We start from the raw sequence: 17,968 nt of genomic DNA on the forward strand, positions 1-17,968 counted from the left end.
GTCAGGCTACGTACTCCGTGCGCCCGGCCACGACGGTAAGCAGTACGCGTGCGCTCAGCAGCGATTCCTCGCCGTCAATGAAGGGATCGGCGTCGAGAACAGTGAAGTCCGCGGCGAGCCCCGCCATCAGCCGCCCACGCCGGTCCTCCTCCATGACTGACGCCGCAGCGTCGCGGGTTGCGTGCGCGATGGCCTCAGCCAAGGGACGGGCGAAATGCGGATTATTCGGGGGAAAGGACGGGTCCAGAGCCGACTGCCTCGTTGCAGCGACGAACATGTTCTGCAGGGCCTCGTATGGTGCGGTGGGGGCGTCGGTGGAAAAGGCCAGGAGGGCCCCGGCCGCCACGTATTCGGGCCAGGCGAAGCTGCGGTCTGGCCGGTCGTCGCCCAGCATCGCCACCCAGTTGCCGTAGATGGCAGGGTCGGCGTGGACCGGCTGCATGGACGCAGTGACGCCGAGCCGGGCCATCCGGGCAGGGGTCTCCGGGGAGGCGTATTCGAGGTGCTCGATGCGGTGGCGGCGGTGGCGTGGGCCGTTTATTTCTGCGGCACGCTCCACGGCATCCAGGGCGATATCGCTGGCGTGGTCCCCGATGGCGTGCAGGGCCACCTGCAACCCCGCGGCATCGGCCGCCGCCACCACCGGGTTCAGCTGCTCCGGGGACCAGATCGGCCCGGCCTGCGATCCGTCCGCATAGGGCCGGTTCATGGCAGCGGTGCAGGCGTCGATCACACCGTCCAACGCCAGCTTGATGCCGGCCACACGCAGCCATTCCGTGTTGACTTCGCCGGCCAGGAGCACGGCGCGCTCCACTTGGGCGAGGTTTTCGTCGTCGTCCCCGGTGTTGTGGATGAACCAGTGCGCCACGACGCGGATCGGCAGCCGGCCACCGCGCCTCCCCGCGGCACGGCGGAACGCGGCCAGGTCGAGTTCACCCAGGGCCATGTCCACCGCACCGGTGACCCCGGCGGCCAGGTAAGCCTCGATGGAACGTTCGACGGCGGCATCCCGGTCAGCGTCCGATGTCACCTCCCCCAGGAAGGGCCACACAAACTGTTGCGCCGCCGTCTCGTAGAGCATTCCGTCCGGTTCGCCCTGGCCGTCACGCCCAATTCGTCCACCGAGCGGATCGGGGGTGTCCCGGGTGATGCCCAGTTCCTTCAAGGCTGCCCGGTTCACCCAGCAGGAGTGGTAGTCGTTGGCATCCAGGTAGACGGGCACGTCTGATACTGCTTCGTCGATCATGGCCGCGGTTGGCGCTCCGGGCAGCGAGTCGAACAGCCAGCCCCTGCCAAGGATCCGCCGCGCACCCGGGCCTGCGGCCCGTGCGGTGCGCAGGCGTTCCTGAATCTCGGACAGGGACCTGGCGTCTGTCAGCGCCACTTTCCCCAGTGCCTCACCGAGCATCAGCACATGGGTGTGTGCGTCGATGAATCCCGGCAGCACCAGCCGCCCGCCGAGGTCGACGACCTCTGCGGCGTCACCGGCAGCCGCCTTGGCGGCCGCCTCTTTGCCTACATAAATAAGCTTGTCGTCGTCGATGACGAATGCTTCCGCCCACGGTGCCGACTCATCGGCAGTGAAGACGCGGGCATTGCGGTACAGCGCTGTCATGGTTTTCAGACTCCTGCAGTTCGGATGGTGGCGATGTCGGGTGAATGTGCATTGTTGGCGGCGGTTTCCGCTTCAATCCGGGATGAGAGCCGGGCGATGAGCACGGCGGGAACCAGGAGTACCAGGCTGAAGCCGGCGAGCACCGCGCCGAGGGCTGGAAAGCCGAACGACTCACCGATCCAGGCTCCGAACATCGGCGCAAAGCTGGATCCTACCAGGTACACCCCCAGCACCGGTCCGGACCAGCGGCCGCTGGCGTCGAGAGCGGCCGCCGTGGCAATGAAATACATAAAGGCAACGGCGTACACCGTGTTCCAGGCGATCATCGCGACGAGGTAGATGGTGGGGTCTGTGGTGAGGCAGGCAGTCAGTTTCAAAGCAGCGCCGAGCGCCAGCAGGATGCCCAGCGGGAGTGCCCGGCCCAGCCTGGTCCCCAGGAAGATCAGCGCGATGGCGGCGAGCAGCCCACCCGCAGTGGATGCGCTGAGCACCAGGCCCAACTGCTCCTCCGTCATCCCGGCCTGGGCAACGCCGATGGCTCCGGACATCGCCCAGAGTGAGTCCTCGCCCACCGCCCAGAGCGCGAATGTGGCCAGCAAACCGAGGCCCGCAACGGTGATGGTCCTGGTGGTGAGGGCTCCTCCGGTGGCAGCTGCCGCCGTCGTACCCGGTGCTGGCGATGCGCCCGGCGTCCCCTCGTGGACCGCCGGCGCCTCAGCCCGCGGCAGCCACCCGGCAGTGAACAGCAGTACGAGGGCAAGTCCGGCGACGAAACCGAAGGCGCTCGCCATCCCGATGCCCACCACCGGGATGATTGCGAGCACGACGGTGACAATGGCGCGGTTTGCCAGTCCGCTGATACCGGACGCACGGTTGGGATTGCGGAGGGCGGCCAGGGCTGCGCCGCCGGATGCCACTGCACCGCCGGCTCCTATACCACCGGCGATGATGCCGATAATGGATGCGGCGGGAGCCAGGTCAAAGGCGGCGAGTCCGAACCCTGCCGCCGCTACGGCCAGCCCAAGCCGTGCCACGAGGTACCGCCCGCGCCCTTCGGTGAAGCGGGCAACTGCGAGGCACGCGAGAGCCGTGGCCAGGAGGCAGGCGGTCATGAGTGTTCCGGCTTCCGTCGCGCCCACGCCCAAAGACTCCTGGATGGCGAGGATCATGAACGGGACCAGGTTGGCGCTCATGAAACCGACGACGCCGATCCCGAACGTCGAGACGGCGCGTTTAGTGGTCAGCGGAAGCCGCTGCGGTTCTGGCTGGGTCATGGGATGTTTCCTTCGAACAGGAATATGCGCGGTTACAGGGCTGGCGGCGCTTCGTTGCGTCCTTCGCGCCTGCTGCCGTCACCGGCAGTGTCCGCTAAAACGAATGGTGTTCGTTTTATTATGCATGTGACGTGGATCAAAGGGAAGAGTCCATAGACTGGCATTTGACGAAGGGAGCCCCATGCCACGGCCGAGAACACCGATCCTGTCGGTGGACCGCATCGCCGATGCCGCCATCGAGCTTGTGGATGAAGGGGCCGGCTTTGGCGTTAATGCCCTCGCCCGTCGTCTCAGCGTGACGGCCTCGTCCTTGTACAACCACATTTCGGGGCGCGACGAAATCATCGAACTGATGCGCGCACGAATGGCCGCGCAGTCCATCCCGGATGTTCCCGGGAACGCCAGCTGGGACGAAGTGGTAACGCTGATTGTCCGTGGCCAGCGGGAGATGTACGCGGCCCACCCGTTCGTGGTGCCGCTCATCGTCGGTAAGACCATTACCGATCCAGGGGTGATCTCCGCCTACGAGCGCATGGCCTCGGCGCTCGTGGACGGCGGATTTCCCGACGGCGACGTGCTGACGATCATCTCCGTCATCGACTCCTTTTCGCTGGGCGCCGGTATGGATCTGGCAGCCCCGGACGACGTGTGGGCACCCACTGAATCAGCCGCCACCCTGTCCCGGCTGGTCAAAGCATCCGGCCAGGGCCGGGAACGCAGCGACAGGGCTTTCGAGACCGGGCTTGAGCTGCTGCTCGAGTCGCTCCGGATGCGCCTGGCCGCGCACTGAAGGGCTTAGGACCCGATCTTCCGCGGAGCGGACTAAAAACGGATGAACAGGCGCTTCACAGGCGTTATGGGGATCACGTTTGGCAGAAGCAATTTTGGGAAGGACGTTCGTGTCCATTCGCTAGCCTTGAAGCATGGAATCGTTCGAGGCGCAGGCTGTTATTCTCGCCCCGTCCAGCGTTGTCCGGGACGTACTCACCGACCAGGGAAACTACCCCGTATGGAACTCTGAATTACGGAGATCGCAGGCGACATCGTCCACGGCGCCAGGATCCGTGTCCGGTTGACCGGCAGTAAAAGGACGCTTCCACTCCGCGTCAAGAGGTTCGACGGGCACCGAATGGTGTGGACCGGGCGCAGGGCGCTCGGACTGCTGACCTTCGTCCGTACGTTCACCGTCACGGACCATTCCGGCCTGACGCTTTTGCATGTGCGCGATAGTTACAGCGGTCCGCTCCGGAAGTTGTTGCGCAGGACGACGGACGGCACACCTCCGCCGCTGCCCGAGTTCGTAGACGAAGTGAAATTCCGTTCGGAACTGTTGGGCTTCCACTTCCACGACGGAATTTTCCCAAGTACCGCGTTGCCTCGCCGCCAAAGTGAGCGCCGAACGAGCGCAAAAGCGGCGCACTGAGACTTATCGACAACCCCTGCCCCTGACCTCGATCGAGGAATGTCAGACCCCCGTTAGAAGATGTTTCTATGGGAATCGGTACGGGCACAGCGGCGGTAATGGAGGGTATTCGAACCTCCATTGCCGGCCTTGATGCCCTGTTGCTGAAGGACGCCCGGTTGGATGCCGTGGCTGATGGTTCAGGTCCTGCCGCTGTCGCTGCTGAGTCAGATCCGGCTGCTGTTGCTGGCCCCGCTGCCGCGGACCCCGTTGTTGATGACCCTGCCGTTGATGACCCTGCCGTTGATGTTTTGCAGCGGCAGCTCGATCACCGGCTGGAGCGGCTGGCCCTGATGAAACGCCTGGAAGGACAACTTGCTGCGCTCAAGGCCCGGGACGCTGCCGAAATCATCGAACTCCAGCAGGCCATGATTCCGCCGGACGCCTCCCTCCAGGACAGGTCTTACCAGGAAATGTCCATGGTCGAGGAAATCGCCGGCATCCTAACCGTAAGCGCCCCCGCCGCCGCGGCGTTCATCACCCAATCCCGGCAAATCTGCGCCCTGCCGCCGGCAATGGACGCACTGTCCACCGGGGCCATGTCCTGGATGCACGCCCGAATCATCGCCGACGAAACCGAAGGGCTTGACCCCGCCGGCGCCACGGCCCTGGTAGTGCACTTCTTCGATCCCAAAGCACCCCACCCGGCCCGCGGAGCCGCCCCCGGCGAGCTCGTACCGTCCAGGTTCCGCCGCAAGGTCCGCGCCTGGCGCGAACGCCACCACCCCGAAACACTAGAAAAACGCCACACTAAATGTGCGGCGGACCGGCGGATGGAATACACCCCGGACCGGGACGGGATGGCGTGGGTCTCGCTCTACCTGCCCGGTGACACCGCCTGCGCCATCTGGAACCGCTCCACGGCTCTCGCCCGTGGCCTCCGAGGCCCGGACGAACCCCGGACAATTGCACAATTACGGCCTGACATCGCCGCCGGCCTGCTCCTCAACGCACCCGCCTCGGGCAGTCTCCGTAATGGGGACGACATTGTCGAAGTAGGAAAAGTCCCTCCTCCTAGGGTTGACGTGCTCGTTACCGTCCCGGTGTTCGCCCTGCTCGGCGCCACCGACGAACCCGCCATGCTCGATGGCTTTGGCCCGATACCCGCATCCATGGCTCGCAAACTCGTCGCGGACGGGGCAAACTCGTTCCACCGCGTCCTGGTGGACCCTCGCGACGGCGCACCACTGGAAATCGGCCGAACCACCTACCGCCTCACCCAAGCCATGAAGCGCGCTCTCCACCTCCGCGACGGCAAATGCACCTTCCCCGGCTGCAACAACACATCGCTCGACAACGAGGTCGATCACCTCACCGCCTGGCACCACGGCGGAACCACCGGAATCAGTAACCTGGGCCAACTCTGCCCCAAACACCATCACCTCAAACACGCCACCGGCTGGACACCCACTCCAGCCACCAAAAACGAACCACCCGGCTGGACCTCCCCCACCGGCCGCCACTACAAACCTGAACACCATGACTGGGAACCACCCCACTGGCCTCACCAGCTGGCACCGGCGCTGAACTCCGGTGTCACATCCAGCGTGCGGGGGCAACAGCCAGCGGCTGGTGATCCTCCGGATTTTGTTCATATCGGGCTCTCCGCAGGGGAAGCCGGCATAGTGCGGTTCCTGCACGCTCCACCCGCCTGAGTACGGTCGCGCCTGGCCCTTGTCGAAATCCTGTCTGGGTTTCGACGTGACCGCCCACGCCCCTGCATTCGCCGTCGTCCCAGCTGGAAGATCCGGAAGCACGTCGGCCAGCACGTCCGTGTCCATGCGGCTGAAGGGCTCAGGCTCGTTCATGGCGGGGCCATCCGTGAATAGAAGGCAGTGGATCCCTGCGGACTTTCCGATATTTCTGCGCGTGCTATTTGGCCTCCGCAACATGCTGGCATCAGTTCCCTAGACTTGCCAGTGGACGTAAGCCAAACAAGGGAGAAGGAGCAAACATGAGTGGAGTAGTCGTTGTAGGGGTTGATGGCAGCGAGTCGGCCAGGAAAGCTGCGGAAGCTGCCAGGGACCTGGCGGCGTCGCTGGGAGCTTCCCTTCACATCGTGACCGCGTTCGAGACCGAGAGCGCCGAGACCTTCGGCGTCGGGTCGGACCAAGTGAGAATCTCGAATGCCGACAGCGCTGAAATCGTCGCGAAGTCGCTGGGCAATTCAGGCCAGCGTGTGGAGATCACCCACTCCGCCGCCCGCGGCAAACCCGCTGATGCTCTGATCAAGGAAGCCATCCGCCTGGACGCCCGGGTGATCGTGGTGGGCAACCGCAGGATGCGCGGCATCGGCCGGCTGCTGGGCAGCGTCGCCAACAGCGTGGCGCACAACGCCCCCTGCGACGTCTACATCGCAAACACCTACGACGACTAGCGGCTCACCCCAGCAAACGGGCGACGACGGGACCTCCCGCCGTCGCCCGCCTGTGTTAAGCCCTCATCACCAAACCGGTAGCTAGGTAGCCGCTTCCGCCTCCGCCAGGCGAATCATCCGGAGTTCGTCGGTAACTGCCTGCGAAGGCCAGTGACCGTTCGCGATTTCCCGCGCCCGGGGCTGGTCAACGTCGGGGAACAGCTTCTCCAGCAACCCCGTCACGTGCAGCAGACCGATCAAGGCGCTGGTTCGGGGATCCGGCGTCCCGCCACGCAGCGCCGCCCCAATCGAGGCCAAAAGCGCCGCCTCCGGCGCGTGGTCCTTCTCCGGGTACCGCGTCGTTGTGAACAGGCCGAGGTGCTTCTCGCCCACATGCTCCACGATGCCCTGCGCGGCCATTCCTTCATAGATCCGGTGCACTTCGGCCCGGCTTTCCAGCATCGACACCCAGCGTTTGGGCGTGTGCGGCCGTGACTTGTGCCGGATCAATTCCAGTTGCTGCTGGAACCCGGACGCGCTGGCGGGACCGCCGGCCTTGACGTGTTTGCCCTGCAGATCAACCGCGCCGAGCAGCGCGAGCTCGCTCAAAATTGCCCCGGCCACGCCGGCCTGGAGGACGGGCTGGGAAACTGCAGGCTCGCCGTCGTGGTCGTTCGTTGCAAGAAGGAGGAATGCCTGGGGAAGGCTCAGCTCCCCGGCCCTGGGAGATTCAGCGTTCATAAGACCATGGTCCCGCTGCCGGGCAGCTACCACAACGAGGATTTACATCCCGGAAACGGAAACCGCTGGTCGCAAGAGAAATTGCAGAGTACATTTAATGCAATTGCCCTTGCAGAGTGATCTGCGTTACAGAACAGGTCCCCCTTTGAACACGAACGCCGCCGAAGAGGAGCCCTTCGCACCCGAGACCACTGGGGTCAGTGGCGCCGGGAACAGCTCCCAGGCTTGGCTCGGGGACGTGATCCCGGACGTTCCCCTCACCAAGGCACAAAGCCGCGTGGTGGAGGTCATCGCGCGCAATCCGCAGCTCTCCTCCTACGCGGACATCGCAGAGATCGCCCAACGCGCAGACGTCAACAACTCCACCGTGGTCCGCGCCGCCCAGCATTTGGGCTACCGCGGCTGGCCGGATCTCCAGCGGGAACTCCGCTCCCGCTACCTCGTGATGATCTCCACCGAGGACACCCTCACCGAGCATGGCGAACACCGCAGTCCCCTTCACGATGCACTGAACCATGACATCGAAAACCTCCGGCTCACGCTCGACTCCAACACCGCCGACGACGCCGAGGCTGCCATCGCGGCAATGGCAGCTGCCAGGTCCATCACCGTCGTCGGGATCGGCTCATTCGCTGGCCCCGCCAGCGTGATGGCCCACCTGGGCTCGACGATGGGGTACCCCATATCGCTGGAAAACCGGGGCGGCGTCCACCTTGCCTCCAGCACCAACACCCTTGGCAAGGGCGACGTGCTGGTAGTCATCAACATGTGGCGTTCCGTCCGGCAGGTCATCATCGCCGCCGAAGCGGCGAAGGCCGCCGGTGCCACGGTCATCGCCATCAGCGACATGCGCCGCGGCCGCCTCGCGGCCGCGGCTGACCACCTCCTGGTGGTGGCCTCCGAAGGCATCTCCTTCTTCCAGTCCGTCACCGCCGCCAACTCCCTGGTCTACGGCCTGCTCGCGGGCATGGAGGCCGCGCACCCGGAGCGCAGCCGCGCCGCCATCCGCCGCACCCAGCAACTGTGGAAAGACCTCGACATCTACCTCGATTGACCCCGCACCTTCAGTCGCCTCAAGCATCCCCACATACCTCAACCTGCACACACTCCAGGAGTACTTTTATGAATGACCAGGTCGAGCGCCGCGTCGCCGTCATCGGACTTGGCGCCATGGGCGGAGCCATGGCCGTCACCCTTCATAAAGCCGGCTGGGACGTCACCGGCTTCGACCCTTCTGACGCGGCAAGGTCGGCCGCGGAAGAAGCCGGCATCACCACCACCGCGAAACTCGAAGACGTCGCCGGGACCCCCTACACAGTCCTCTCCCTGCCGGCTGCCAGCATCGTCGAAACCACCGTGCCCCAGCTGCTGGCACCGGGGACCATCGCGATCATCGACACCACCACCTCCGAACCGGGCACCAGCAAAACCATGGCCGAACTCGCCCAGACACAGGGAACGGCATTTGTGGACGCGCCGGTCTCGGGTGGCCGTGACGGCGCAGCAACCGGTTCGTTGAGCGCCTTCGTTGGCGCAACGGATGCCGCCCTTGCCGCCGCCGAGCCCGTCCTGCTCGCGCTCACCGGCGGCAAGTACAGCCACATCGGCGGCCCTGGCAGCGGCAACGTGGTCAAGCTCCTGAACAACGTCCTGGCGGCGGCCAACCTGGTCTCTGTTGGTGAGGCCCTGGGCGTTGCCAAGGCCTACGGCATCGACCCCGCCACAGCGGCAGCCAGTATCAGTAACGCCTCCGGCGGCAGCAAGGTTTCCGCCAACATGTACCCCAACTGGGTGCTCAGCGGCACCCACGATTCCGGCTTCTCGCTGGGCCTGATGGCCCGTGATGCAGCCCTCGCCGTTGATGTCGCCCAACAAATTGGCGAAAACCCCGCACTCCTGGCGGCCGTGGCGAGCCAGTGGCAGGACGCCCTGGCCGCCCTGGGACCACGAGCCGACTTCACCGAAATCGCCCGGACCGTTGCCCCGGCCATCACTCCCGCCGGCCCTGCCAAGACCGCACCAAACACCGCACCAGGCACCGCACCAAACACCGCACCAGGCACCGCACCTGATGCCGCGCCCAGCAACGAAAGCGGCACAACCGCCGTCGCCTAAGCACTTCCAGCACGCACTCCCCCAGCCCAAAAGGAACACCACATTGAGCATCACCACAGCACCAACATCCTCCTCGGCAGCCACCGCCGAAACCGTCCTGGATGCCGCCTTCCCGGCCGGCTTCGGCGCCTTTGTTGACGGCCGCGTCCTCACCGGCAGCGGCGAAAGCATCACCCTCACCGCGGCCGCCACCGGCGAGCCCTTCGCCACCTACGCGGACCCCGGCGCCGAGGGCGCCAACGCCATCCTGGAAAGCTCGACAGCTGGCGCCAATGCCTGGGGCGCGCTGAACGGTTTCGAGCGGGCAGCCATCCTGCGCAACGTCAGCCGGGCCGTGGAACAGCACGCCGAGGAACTCGCCATCCTCGAATCCGCCACCACGGGCAAGCCCATCCGGGACGCCCGCGTCGAAGCCGCCAAGGTGGCCGAAATGTTCGGCTACTACGCCGGCTGGGCGGACAAACTGACCGGCCAGACCATCCCGGTCCCCGGCAACTGGCATACCTATACCGAGCGCGTCCCGTGGGGCGTCGTCGTCGCCATCACCCCATGGAACGCTCCCCTGTTCACGGCAGGCTGGAACTCCGCGGCCCCGCTCGCGGCCGGCAACGCCGTGATCATCAAACCCAGCGAATTCACCCCCGCGTCCTCGGTCCGGCTCGCCCAGCTGGCGCACGAAGCCGGGCTGCCGGCAGGGGTCTTCAACGTGGCCGCAGGGCTGGGCCAAACCGTGGGCGCCACCTTCACCACGGACCGGCGGGTGGGCAAGGTCAGCTTCATCGGCTCCGTCCCCACCGGCCGCCGCGTTGCAGTCGCTGCGGCCCAGGCCGGAATCCCGGCACTGCTCGAACTCGGCGGTAAAAGCGCCAACATTGTGTTCGCGGACGCGGACCTGGACCGTGCCGCAGACGGCGCCATCTCGGCCATCTTCTCCGGTGCGGGCCAGTCCTGCGTGGCCGGGTCGCGCCTCCTGGTGGAGCGCAGCGTGCATGCACAGTTCGTCGAACTCGTCGCCGCGAAGGCCGCACGGCTTCGGGTCGGCGACCCGCTGAGCGTGGACACCGAGGTGGGCCCCATCATCACCGCCCAGCAGTTCGCCACCGTCAACACCCTCATCGAGGCAGGAATGAACGACGGCGGCCGCCGGGTCACGGGAGCAACGCTGCCGGAGTCCCTGGCCGGGTCCGCCCTGGCCGGCGGGCACTGGGTAATGCCCACCCTGCTCGACGGCGTCACGCCAGCCAACCGCCTCGAAACCACGGAAGTGTTCGGCCCGGTAGTGGGCGCCGACGCGTTCGATACGGAAGCCGAAGCCATTGCCCGGGCCAACAACACCAACTTCGGCCTGGCCGGTGCCGTCTGGACCTCGGACGTGTCCCGGGCGCACCACATCGCCCGCGAGGTGAAAGCCGGCACCTTCTGGATCAACTCCTACAAAACCATCCACGTGGCGGTTCCGTTCGGCGGCTTTGGCGATTCCGGCCACGGCCGCTCCTCGGGTCCGGGCGTGCTGGACGAGTACACCCAGACGAAGGCCGTCTGGGTACCCACCCGCGCGGCCGGGTCCCCCTTCCCGTCCCTGTCCTACTAAACGCTCCGCACCAGAGAAGGCAGATGCCCATGGAACTGACAAACCACCCCCCCGCCCTGGTGGCCCTGCGCGGTGCGCTGGCAGACGGCGTCGAACACTGGAAGCCCCGGGTCCAGGCGCTGGCGCGGGAAATCCACACGCTCAAGGAGGTCTCCTTCGAGGAGGTGCGCTCGGCTGAGGCCATTGCCGCCCTGCTGGCAGATGCCGGCTTTGAGGTGGAACGCGGTACCTCGGGTCTGCCCACCGCCTTCACCGCGAGCGCCGGCGGCGGCGAACTGACAGTGGCCCTATGCGTGGAATACGATGCGCTCCCGGACATCGGCCACGCCTGCGGGCACAACCTGATCGCCGGCGCCTCCGTGGCCGCTGCCCTTGCCCTCCGGCCGTTCGTGGACGAGTTGGGGATCACGCTGAAGGCCATCGGCACCCCCGCAGAGGAGCACGGCGGCGGCAAGGCGTTGATGCTGGAGCGGGGAGCGTTCGACGGCGTCGGGCTGGCCCTGATGGTCCACCCGGTCCAGGACGGGCTCACGTACAACCCGGCGGGCACCAGCGCCCAGGCCGTGGGCCGGTACCAGGCAACATTTTCCGGAAAAGCGGCGCACGCGGCGGCGGCCCCGCACCAGGGCGTTAATGCTGCCGACGCCGCGGTGCTGAGCCAGGTTGCCATCGGCCTGCTCCGCCAGCAGATCCCCAGCGACCACCGAATCGCCTGTTTCGTGGCCGAGGCCGGGCACGTCACCAACATCATTCCGGAAAAGGCTGTGGTCCAGTTCGAGTGCCGGGCCTTCACCCTGCCGGAATACGAGGCGCTGCACCAGCGCGTCCGGAACTGTTTCGAGGGCGCGGCGCTGGCCACCGGAACAACGCTGGCCATCGAGGAAGCGGAACCCCTTTACGAACCGCTGCTGCAGGATGACGCCCTGGCAGCGCACTGGACCGAGGCGATGGATGCGTTCGGCAAGGACACGTCGCGGTCGTCGGGCCTGAGCGGCGGCTCAACCGACATGGGCAACGTCTCCCAGGTCATCCCGTCCCTGCACCCCTGGCTGAGCATTCCGGGTGCCAACGTGCCCATCCACTCGCACGCGTTCGCCGCGCTTGCGGACTCCCCCGAGGCCTACGCGGTGATGTTCGAGGCTGCCACCGCGCTGGCCTGGACCGCCGCCGGCGCCGCCTCAACCCCCGCCCAACGGGAGCGCTTCATCACAGCCGCGTACCGCTGTCGTACATTCACGCAGGAAGGCACATCATGAGCACCACCAAAACAGCCCGGGTTGATAAAGCCGGCACCAAGCTGACCATCCCCATCGCCGCCCTGGCGCTGGTGATCGCCGTCGCGGTCCAGTTCATCGGGCAGGCGAAGATCGACCTGGGCATCGGGGCGATCATCATCTTCCCCATGGTGTGGGGCCTCATCCTGGGCCTTCTGGTCTCGGTCCAGAAGTTCAAGCCACTTGGCCTTGACCTCCAGCGGGTGGCCGCTGCGCTCGTTGGCGTCGCCGTGCTGCTGCTCGTGGCCCGGCTGGCCTTCAACATCGGGCCAAGCCTGCCCACCCTCCTCAAGGCGGGGCCGGCGCTGCTCCTTCAGGAAGTGGGACACCTGCTCGGCACCATCGTGCTGGCACTCCCCCTGGCTGTGCTGCTGCGGATGGGCAAGGCAACCGTGGGCGCCACCTTCTCGCTGGACCGTGAGCCGTCCTTCGCCATGGTGTCCGAGAAGTACGGGCCGGATTCGGACCAGTACCGCGGCGTGCTGGCGATGTACGTTTTCGGCACGCTGTTCGGCGCCGTGTTCATCACGCTGCTGACCTCACTCGTGGCCAACTGGAAGATCTTCGACCCGCTGGCACTGGCCATGGGCGCCGGCGTGGGGTCCGGCTCCATGATGGCTGCCTCCGCAGCCAGCATCGTCGCCGCCTACCCGGCGGACCAGGAGGCAATCCTGGGCATGGCCGCCGTATCCAACCTGATCACCACCGTGCTGGGCGTCTACGTGGGTATCTACATCGCGCTGCCGCTCGCCGACAAGTTCTACAAAGCCCTCACCCGCAAGCAGGAAGCCCGCCAGGAAGCCGCTGTTACGGCAGGCGGCCCCGCCGAACGCACCGTCGCCGACCTGGACCGCGAGGCCGCGCAGGCAGAGGAGAACCGCCGGTTCCGCGAGCGCGTTGCGGAATCCTCGGCTGCCATGAAACTGCCGCTGTGGCTGTCCCTGTCCGTGCTGACCATCCTGGGCATCGGCACGGCGTCCGTGGCGGCCAAAGGGTTCAGCCTGAGCATTGTGGCCGGGTACGCCATCATGCTGGCCCTGGTTTTGGTGAGCATCGCGCTGGCCAAGGCCACCCGGAAGATCTCGGCCATCATCTTCGTCACCACCCTCGGCGCGTACATCTCCAGCCCCTGGTTCTTCGCCGCCGAAGCACTCAACGCCGCCGTCAAGACCGTGGACTTCCTGTCCATCGCCACGGTGATGCTGACGCTCGCCGGCCTGTCCCTGGGCAAGGACATCCCGCTGCTGAAGAACATCGGCTGGAAGATCATCCCCGTGGGCCTGGTGGCCATCACGGCGTCCTTCCTGCTCTCCACCGTGATCGCGGAGTTCGCCCTGGGTCTCTGGCAGTAACTGCACGCCTTGCCGTCGCGGCAGGAAGGAAGCGGACGACGAGCGGGACCTCCCGCTGTCGTCCGCTTTCACGGCAAAAAAGTGCGGGCCACCTGGATCATTGGTATCGCTCCCTGGTAATGCTTCGGGAGCCATGCGCCCAACACGGCCAGCGCACTAATCCAGGTTGTTGCCTGCCGTTTCCGGCCCGCACCGTCTCTTAGCTGGAGACGTCCCTTTCGATTTCTTCGGCGAGGTCGTCCACGGCCTCGGGACGCAATTCGATGCCCGCCTCGTCAAAGCGTTCCTCAAGCACGTGGCTTACGTCGTCCTGGACGTGGCCCAGCCGGATCTCGTCTTTGACGTCTTCGGCGATACTTTCCGCAGTCTCCACGCCGTCAACCTCCTCTGCACTGTCGTCGTTAAAAGGGGCACCGGTATCAGCTGAGTCAGTCATACTTCATCGTTGCCGCTACGCCGCAAGCGGTCAATGATGAGCACCGCCCCAAAGCAAAGCGGACGACGGCGGGACCTCCCGCCGTCGTCCGCCCTCGCCTTATCAGCATCGCGTCAATGCCCGAAGGAGAGCGCCTGCGAAACTGTGACCGCGATCAGGACGAGGAACGTAACAGTCACCGCCCACGCTTCCAGCCGCAGCCTCGTTTTAGTCCGGGGCGCAGGCCCCTTACGCGTTGATTTCCACTTGTACATAGTCCTCCCGAAGGAACATCCGGCGTTCCTGCCAGCCGTCGAGTACAACCCAGATGATGGAGCCGTCGGGCGTGGTGGCATCCACGAAACCCGTGCCGATGGGGAGCCCGTGCTGCGAAAGCCGCACCGGCTGCCCGATCGGCAAGGCGTTCCAGGACACCCGGCGCCACTGCTGCCCTTTTGCCTTCATGGCGCTACCGCAGGATGACCGTTCGGTTGCCCAGCAGCAGGATCCTGCCCTCGCAGTGCCAGCGGACAGCGTTGCGCAGCGCGACGCACTCCGCATCTCGGCCGGCCGCCACCAGGTCATCGGCGGTGTGCGTATGGTCCACCTCGACGACCTGCTGGGAAATGATCGGGCCCTCGTCCAGCTCGGCGTTCACGTAGTGCGCCGTGGCGCCGACGGTTTTCACACCGCGATCATAGGCCTGATGGTACGGCTTGGCACCCTTGAAGCTGGGCAGGAACGAGTGGTGGATGTTGATGGTCCTTCCGGCGAGCTTGGCAGACAGCTCGTCGCTGAGCACCTGCATGTAGCGGGCCAGGACCACGAGTTCGACGTTGAATTCGTCCACAAGTTCCAATAGCCGGGCTTCCGCGTCGGGCTTGGTGTCCTTCGTGACCGGCACGTGGAAAAACGGGATGCCGTCCCATTCAACCAGGCTCGCCTGGTCCCGGTGGTTGGACACGACGGCGACGATCTCCACCGGGATGTCCCCCGTTCGTGCCCGGAACAGCAGGTCGTTCAGGCAGTGCCCCATCCTGGATACCATTACCAGCACCCGGCGCTTGCGGCCCTGCGGCTCCAGTTGCCAGTTCATCTGCCATTCTTCGGCCAGCGGCGTGAAGTCCCGGCGCAGATCCTCGGTGCTGAACGGGAGGTGCCCGGGTGACACGGAGGAGCCGGAGGAGAAGTGCACGCGCATAAAGAAGTGCCCGTGCGCCTTGTCCCCGTATTGCTTGATGTCGATGATGTCGCAGCCGTGCTCCAGCAGGAACGCCGACACCGCGTGAACGATGCCCGGCGATTCCACACAGTCAATGGTCAGGACATGCTCGACGGCGACGGCAGGCTCCGCCGTCGAGCCACGGAGTTCAGGGGCCGGGACGGGCACCTCCAGCGCAGTGCTCATTTCTTCACCCCGTCTTTCAATGCACTGTCAAAGTCGCGTCCGATGGCCGACGCCTCGGTGTCCATATCCTGCGCAAGCTCCGACTGGAAGCGCGCAAAGCGGGCCGCGTGTGCCGGACGGCGGCGCAGCACCAGCCACGCGGCGCCGAGCACCAGGAACCACACCGGCGTCACCAGGAGTGCCAGCAGGGTGTCCGGCTGCGTGGTCAGTGCCCACAGGACGAAGGCGAAGAACGCGAACACCACCCACACCATCGGGATCCCGCCCGGCATCGGGTACTTGGACGACTCGTGCAGGCGGGCACGGCGGCGCCGGAATGCCAGGTAGCTGGCCAGGATGATGGACCAGACGAACACGAAGCAGACGGCGGACACGGTGGTCACCATTTCGAAGGCCTTGCCGATGTCCTGGCCCGCGTACATCAGGATGACGCCGGAGAGCAGCAGGACACAGGAGAGGAACAGGGCATTCTGCGGGACCTTACGAGTGGACAGGTTGCGGAAGACCGACGGCGCGTCCCCCTCCTGCGCCAGCCCGTAGACCATGCGGGAGGTGGAGTAGATGCCGGAGTTGGCGGAGGACATGGCCGAGCTGAGGACCACCAGGTTTACTACGGTTGCGGCGGCGCCGAGTCCGGCCAGGGAGAACATGGCGATGAACGGGCTGTGGCCGGCCTGGAACTGGGTCCACGGGGTGACGGCCATCAGGATGATGAGGGCGCCCACGTAGAAGAGCAGCACGCGGATGGGGATGGAGTTGATGGCCTTGGGCAGATTCTTCTCCGGGTCCTTGGCCTCGGCCGCGGTGGTGCCAACCAGCTCGATGCCCACAAACGCGAACACCGCGATCTGGAAGCCGGCCACAAAACCCATGAACTCGTTCGGGAACATGCCGCCGTGGCTCCACAGGTTCGTGAAGGTGGCAGGGCCGGCGTCGGACTGGAAGCCTGTGAAGATCATAAACATGCCCACGATGATCAGCGCCGCGATGGCAATAATCTTGATCAGCGCGAACCAGAACTCGGTCTCACCGAACGCCTTCACTGTCACGAGGTTCAGGAACAGGAGGATGGCCACGGTAGCCAGTCCCGGGATCCACAGCGGCAGCCCTGGCCAGAGTTCCTTCGAGTAACCGGCGATGGCGATGACGTCCGCGATACCGGTGATCACCCAGCAGAACCAGTAGGTCCAACCGGTGAAGAAGCCCGCCCAGGGTCCCAGCAGGTCCGCCGCGAAGTCGCTGAAGGACTTGTAGTTCAGGTTGCTCAGCAGCAGTTCGCCCATGGCCCGCATGACGAAGAACAGCATGAAGCCGATGATCATGTAGACGAAAATGACGGACGGTCCGGCCGCGGAGATGGTTTTTCCCGACCCCATGAACAGGCCTGTGCCGATGGCGCCGCCAATGGCGATCAGCTGGATGTGCCTGTTGGTGAGCTGCCGCTCAAGATGCGGCTCCTCGTGCGTCGTTGCAGGGTTAGTTGTCACGTGCTGCTCCTCGAATCAGTGCTGTCTGGAGTGCTGAAGTAGTCGCCTGGTCCGGGCCGGCCGGCACGGACTCAAGGCTGTTGAAGCTGTAAAGATGGATGCCGGCGAGATTGCCCGGCTGGCTTTCCAGCCCGGCGATCAGGCTGTCCGGCGAGTAGCGGTCCCCGCTCAGGAGTTTGCGGGCCAGCGGGCCCTTGCGGCTGAGGAACTTCAGGGAACTTCCGACGCCGATCTGCGCGGACAGTGCCACCAGCTTCGTCCGCGGGACGGACCCGGCTACGCCCGCCCAGACGGGCAAGGCGAGGCCTTCACGGCGCAGCAGCGCCGCGTAGTCATGGATCTTCCCGGCCGAGAAGCACATCTGCGTGACCACATGGGAGGCCAAGTGCTGCTTGGCCAGGAGGCCGTCGAGCAGGTCCACCGGGCTGACCAGCGGGTGGCCCTCCGGATACCCTGCGACGCCCGCCCGCATCATTCCGCTGCTGTACTGCGCGATGTCTTCGAGGACCGGAAGCGCCGAGTCATAGACGCCGGCGGTCTGTTTCCGGTCTCCCCCAATAACGAAGACTTCGCGGATGCCCGCTGCATCACAGCCGCGGACAATCTCGGTCAGCTCGGCACGGGTGCGGATGCTCCGTGCGGCGAGGTGCGGGATGACCTTGTACCCGGTGTCGGACAGCTCCACTGCGGTGCGCATGGTCCGCTCGATCCCGTGGTGCGGCAGGCACGTCACGCTGAGCGTGGTGGTCTTGGGCACCAGGGCCTGAACCTGCTCAACGATTCCCTGGGAAGGGATGATTTCGATTCTGACGGGGAACATCATTGGTCCTCTCTGTGCATCAGGACTGCTGTGCATCAGGATTCCGGGGCATCAGGTT

17 protein-coding genes are annotated in these 17,968 nt (G+C 65.6%); 9 read left to right on the forward strand and 8 right to left on the reverse strand.

What is annotated here, in order from left to right:
- Position 1: 1 nt before the first annotated feature.
- Both M1E07_RS17435 and M1E07_RS17440 read right to left on the reverse strand, forming a co-directional pair.
- The gene (locus tag M1E07_RS17435) at positions 2–1,615 is read right to left on the reverse strand and encodes an amidohydrolase (protein WP_461187881.1); all 1,614 of its coding nucleotides are present in this window, start codon (positions 1,613–1,615) and stop codon (positions 2–4) included.
- 5 nt (positions 1,616–1,620) lie between these two features.
- Positions 1,621–2,889 (reverse strand): MFS transporter, encoded by a 1,269-nt coding sequence (locus tag M1E07_RS17440; protein WP_461187882.1) that lies wholly within the window; start codon positions 2,887–2,889, stop codon positions 1,621–1,623.
- A gap of 181 nt (positions 2,890–3,070) precedes the next feature.
- On the opposite strand from M1E07_RS17440, the gene M1E07_RS17445 reads away from it, so the two are divergent.
- From M1E07_RS17445 to M1E07_RS17460, 4 genes are all read left to right on the forward strand, one after another.
- Positions 3,071–3,679 carry a TetR/AcrR family transcriptional regulator C-terminal domain-containing protein gene (locus M1E07_RS17445; protein WP_461187883.1) on the forward strand — a complete coding sequence of 203 codons (609 nt, stop codon included), beginning with the start codon at positions 3,071–3,073 and terminating at the stop codon, positions 3,677–3,679.
- 133 nt (positions 3,680–3,812) lie between these two features.
- Entirely contained in the window at positions 3,813–3,965 is a 153-nt protein-coding gene (locus M1E07_RS17450) for a hypothetical protein (RefSeq protein ID WP_461187884.1), read from the forward strand.
- 415 nt (positions 3,966–4,380) lie between these two features.
- The gene (locus M1E07_RS17455; protein WP_461187885.1) at positions 4,381–6,006 is read left to right on the forward strand and encodes an HNH endonuclease signature motif containing protein; all 1,626 of its coding nucleotides are present in this window, start codon (positions 4,381–4,383) and stop codon (positions 6,004–6,006) included.
- Between the two features lie 299 nt (positions 6,007–6,305).
- Complete coding sequence (locus tag M1E07_RS17460; protein ID WP_461187886.1) at positions 6,306–6,728, forward strand: universal stress protein; 423 nt, start codon at positions 6,306–6,308, stop codon at positions 6,726–6,728.
- An 81-nt stretch (positions 6,729–6,809) separates the two neighbouring features.
- On the opposite strand, the gene M1E07_RS17465 is transcribed toward M1E07_RS17460, so the two are convergent.
- Positions 6,810–7,448 (reverse strand): GOLPH3/VPS74 family protein, encoded by a 639-nt coding sequence (locus M1E07_RS17465; protein ID WP_461187887.1) that lies wholly within the window; start codon positions 7,446–7,448, stop codon positions 6,810–6,812.
- Between the two features lie 145 nt (positions 7,449–7,593).
- Here M1E07_RS17465 and M1E07_RS17470 point away from each other — a divergent pair, with 145 nt between their 5' ends.
- The 5 genes from M1E07_RS17470 to M1E07_RS17490 all read left to right on the forward strand — a co-directional run bounded on the left by M1E07_RS17470 (position 7,594) and on the right by M1E07_RS17490 (position 13,780).
- Positions 7,594–8,502, forward strand: a complete 909-nt coding sequence (locus M1E07_RS17470; RefSeq protein WP_461187888.1) for a MurR/RpiR family transcriptional regulator — start codon at positions 7,594–7,596, stop codon at positions 8,500–8,502.
- 68 nt (positions 8,503–8,570) lie between these two features.
- A complete protein-coding gene (locus M1E07_RS17475; protein ID WP_461187889.1) occupies positions 8,571–9,563 on the forward strand; it encodes an NAD(P)-dependent oxidoreductase in 993 nt (330 codons plus the stop codon).
- Positions 9,564–9,606: 43 nt separating this feature from the next.
- A complete protein-coding gene (locus M1E07_RS17480; protein ID WP_461187890.1) occupies positions 9,607–11,154 on the forward strand; it encodes an aldehyde dehydrogenase family protein in 1,548 nt (515 codons plus the stop codon).
- Positions 11,155–11,183: 29 nt separating this feature from the next.
- Positions 11,184–12,410: an amidohydrolase gene (locus tag M1E07_RS17485; protein WP_461187891.1), complete on the forward strand. Its 1,227-nt coding sequence runs from the start codon at positions 11,184–11,186 to the stop codon at positions 12,408–12,410.
- On the forward strand, positions 12,407–13,780 hold the full coding sequence (locus M1E07_RS17490) for a DUF3100 domain-containing protein (protein ID WP_461187892.1): 1,374 nt from the start codon (positions 12,407–12,409) through the stop codon (positions 13,778–13,780). Before M1E07_RS17485 ends, M1E07_RS17490 begins: the two co-directional genes overlap by 4 nt.
- 199 nt (positions 13,781–13,979) lie before the next feature.
- On the opposite strand, the gene M1E07_RS17495 is transcribed toward M1E07_RS17490, so the two are convergent.
- The 5 genes from M1E07_RS17495 to M1E07_RS17515 all read right to left on the reverse strand — a co-directional run bounded on the left by M1E07_RS17495 (position 13,980) and on the right by M1E07_RS17515 (position 17,913).
- Positions 13,980–14,216, reverse strand: a complete 237-nt coding sequence (locus tag M1E07_RS17495; protein WP_461187893.1) for a hypothetical protein — start codon at positions 14,214–14,216, stop codon at positions 13,980–13,982.
- A gap of 228 nt (positions 14,217–14,444) precedes the next feature.
- Positions 14,445–14,660, reverse strand: coding sequence for a hypothetical protein (locus M1E07_RS17500; protein ID WP_461187894.1), 216 nt, complete (start codon positions 14,658–14,660; stop codon positions 14,445–14,447).
- Positions 14,661–14,664: 4 nt separating this feature from the next.
- Positions 14,665–15,603, reverse strand: a complete 939-nt coding sequence (gene purU / locus M1E07_RS17505) for a formyltetrahydrofolate deformylase (RefSeq protein WP_461187895.1) — start codon at positions 15,601–15,603, stop codon at positions 14,665–14,667.
- Positions 15,600–17,090: a D-serine/D-alanine/glycine transporter gene (cycA, locus tag M1E07_RS17510; RefSeq protein WP_461187896.1), complete on the reverse strand. Its 1,491-nt coding sequence runs from the start codon at positions 17,088–17,090 to the stop codon at positions 15,600–15,602. Before cycA ends, purU begins: the two co-directional genes overlap by 4 nt.
- A complete protein-coding gene (locus M1E07_RS17515; protein ID WP_461187897.1) occupies positions 17,080–17,913 on the reverse strand; it encodes a methylenetetrahydrofolate reductase in 834 nt (277 codons plus the stop codon). Before M1E07_RS17515 ends, cycA begins: the two co-directional genes overlap by 11 nt.
- Positions 17,914–17,968: the final 55 nt, after the last annotated feature.

Source organism: Arthrobacter sp. Z4-13 (assembly GCF_054792705.1).

Coding starts and splice junctions, on each gene's coding strand:
- M1E07_RS17515 (WP_461187897.1), bottom strand. CDS start 17,913: ATGATGTTCCCCGTCAGAATCGAAATCATCCCTTCCCAGGGAATCGTT.
- purU (WP_461187895.1), bottom strand. CDS start 15,603: ATGAGCACTGCGCTGGAGGTGCCCGTCCCGGCCCCTGAACTCCGTGGC.
- M1E07_RS17490 (WP_461187892.1), top strand. CDS start 12,407: ATGAGCACCACCAAAACAGCCCGGGTTGATAAAGCCGGCACCAAGCTG.
- M1E07_RS17485 (WP_461187891.1), top strand. CDS start 11,184: ATGGAACTGACAAACCACCCCCCCGCCCTGGTGGCCCTGCGCGGTGCG.
- M1E07_RS17475 (WP_461187889.1), top strand. CDS start 8,571: ATGAATGACCAGGTCGAGCGCCGCGTCGCCGTCATCGGACTTGGCGCC.
- M1E07_RS17465 (WP_461187887.1), bottom strand. CDS start 7,448: ATGAACGCTGAATCTCCCAGGGCCGGGGAGCTGAGCCTTCCCCAGGCA.
- M1E07_RS17440 (WP_461187882.1), bottom strand. CDS start 2,889: ATGACCCAGCCAGAACCGCAGCGGCTTCCGCTGACCACTAAACGCGCC.
- M1E07_RS17455 (WP_461187885.1), top strand. CDS start 4,381: ATGGGAATCGGTACGGGCACAGCGGCGGTAATGGAGGGTATTCGAACC.
- M1E07_RS17450 (WP_461187884.1), top strand. CDS start 3,813: ATGGAATCGTTCGAGGCGCAGGCTGTTATTCTCGCCCCGTCCAGCGTT.
- M1E07_RS17445 (WP_461187883.1), top strand. CDS start 3,071: ATGCCACGGCCGAGAACACCGATCCTGTCGGTGGACCGCATCGCCGAT.
- M1E07_RS17435 (WP_461187881.1), bottom strand. CDS start 1,615: ATGACAGCGCTGTACCGCAATGCCCGCGTCTTCACTGCCGATGAGTCG.
- M1E07_RS17500 (WP_461187894.1), bottom strand. CDS start 14,660: ATGAAGGCAAAAGGGCAGCAGTGGCGCCGGGTGTCCTGGAACGCCTTG.
- M1E07_RS17460 (WP_461187886.1), top strand. CDS start 6,306: ATGAGTGGAGTAGTCGTTGTAGGGGTTGATGGCAGCGAGTCGGCCAGG.
- M1E07_RS17495 (WP_461187893.1), bottom strand. CDS start 14,216: ATGACTGACTCAGCTGATACCGGTGCCCCTTTTAACGACGACAGTGCA.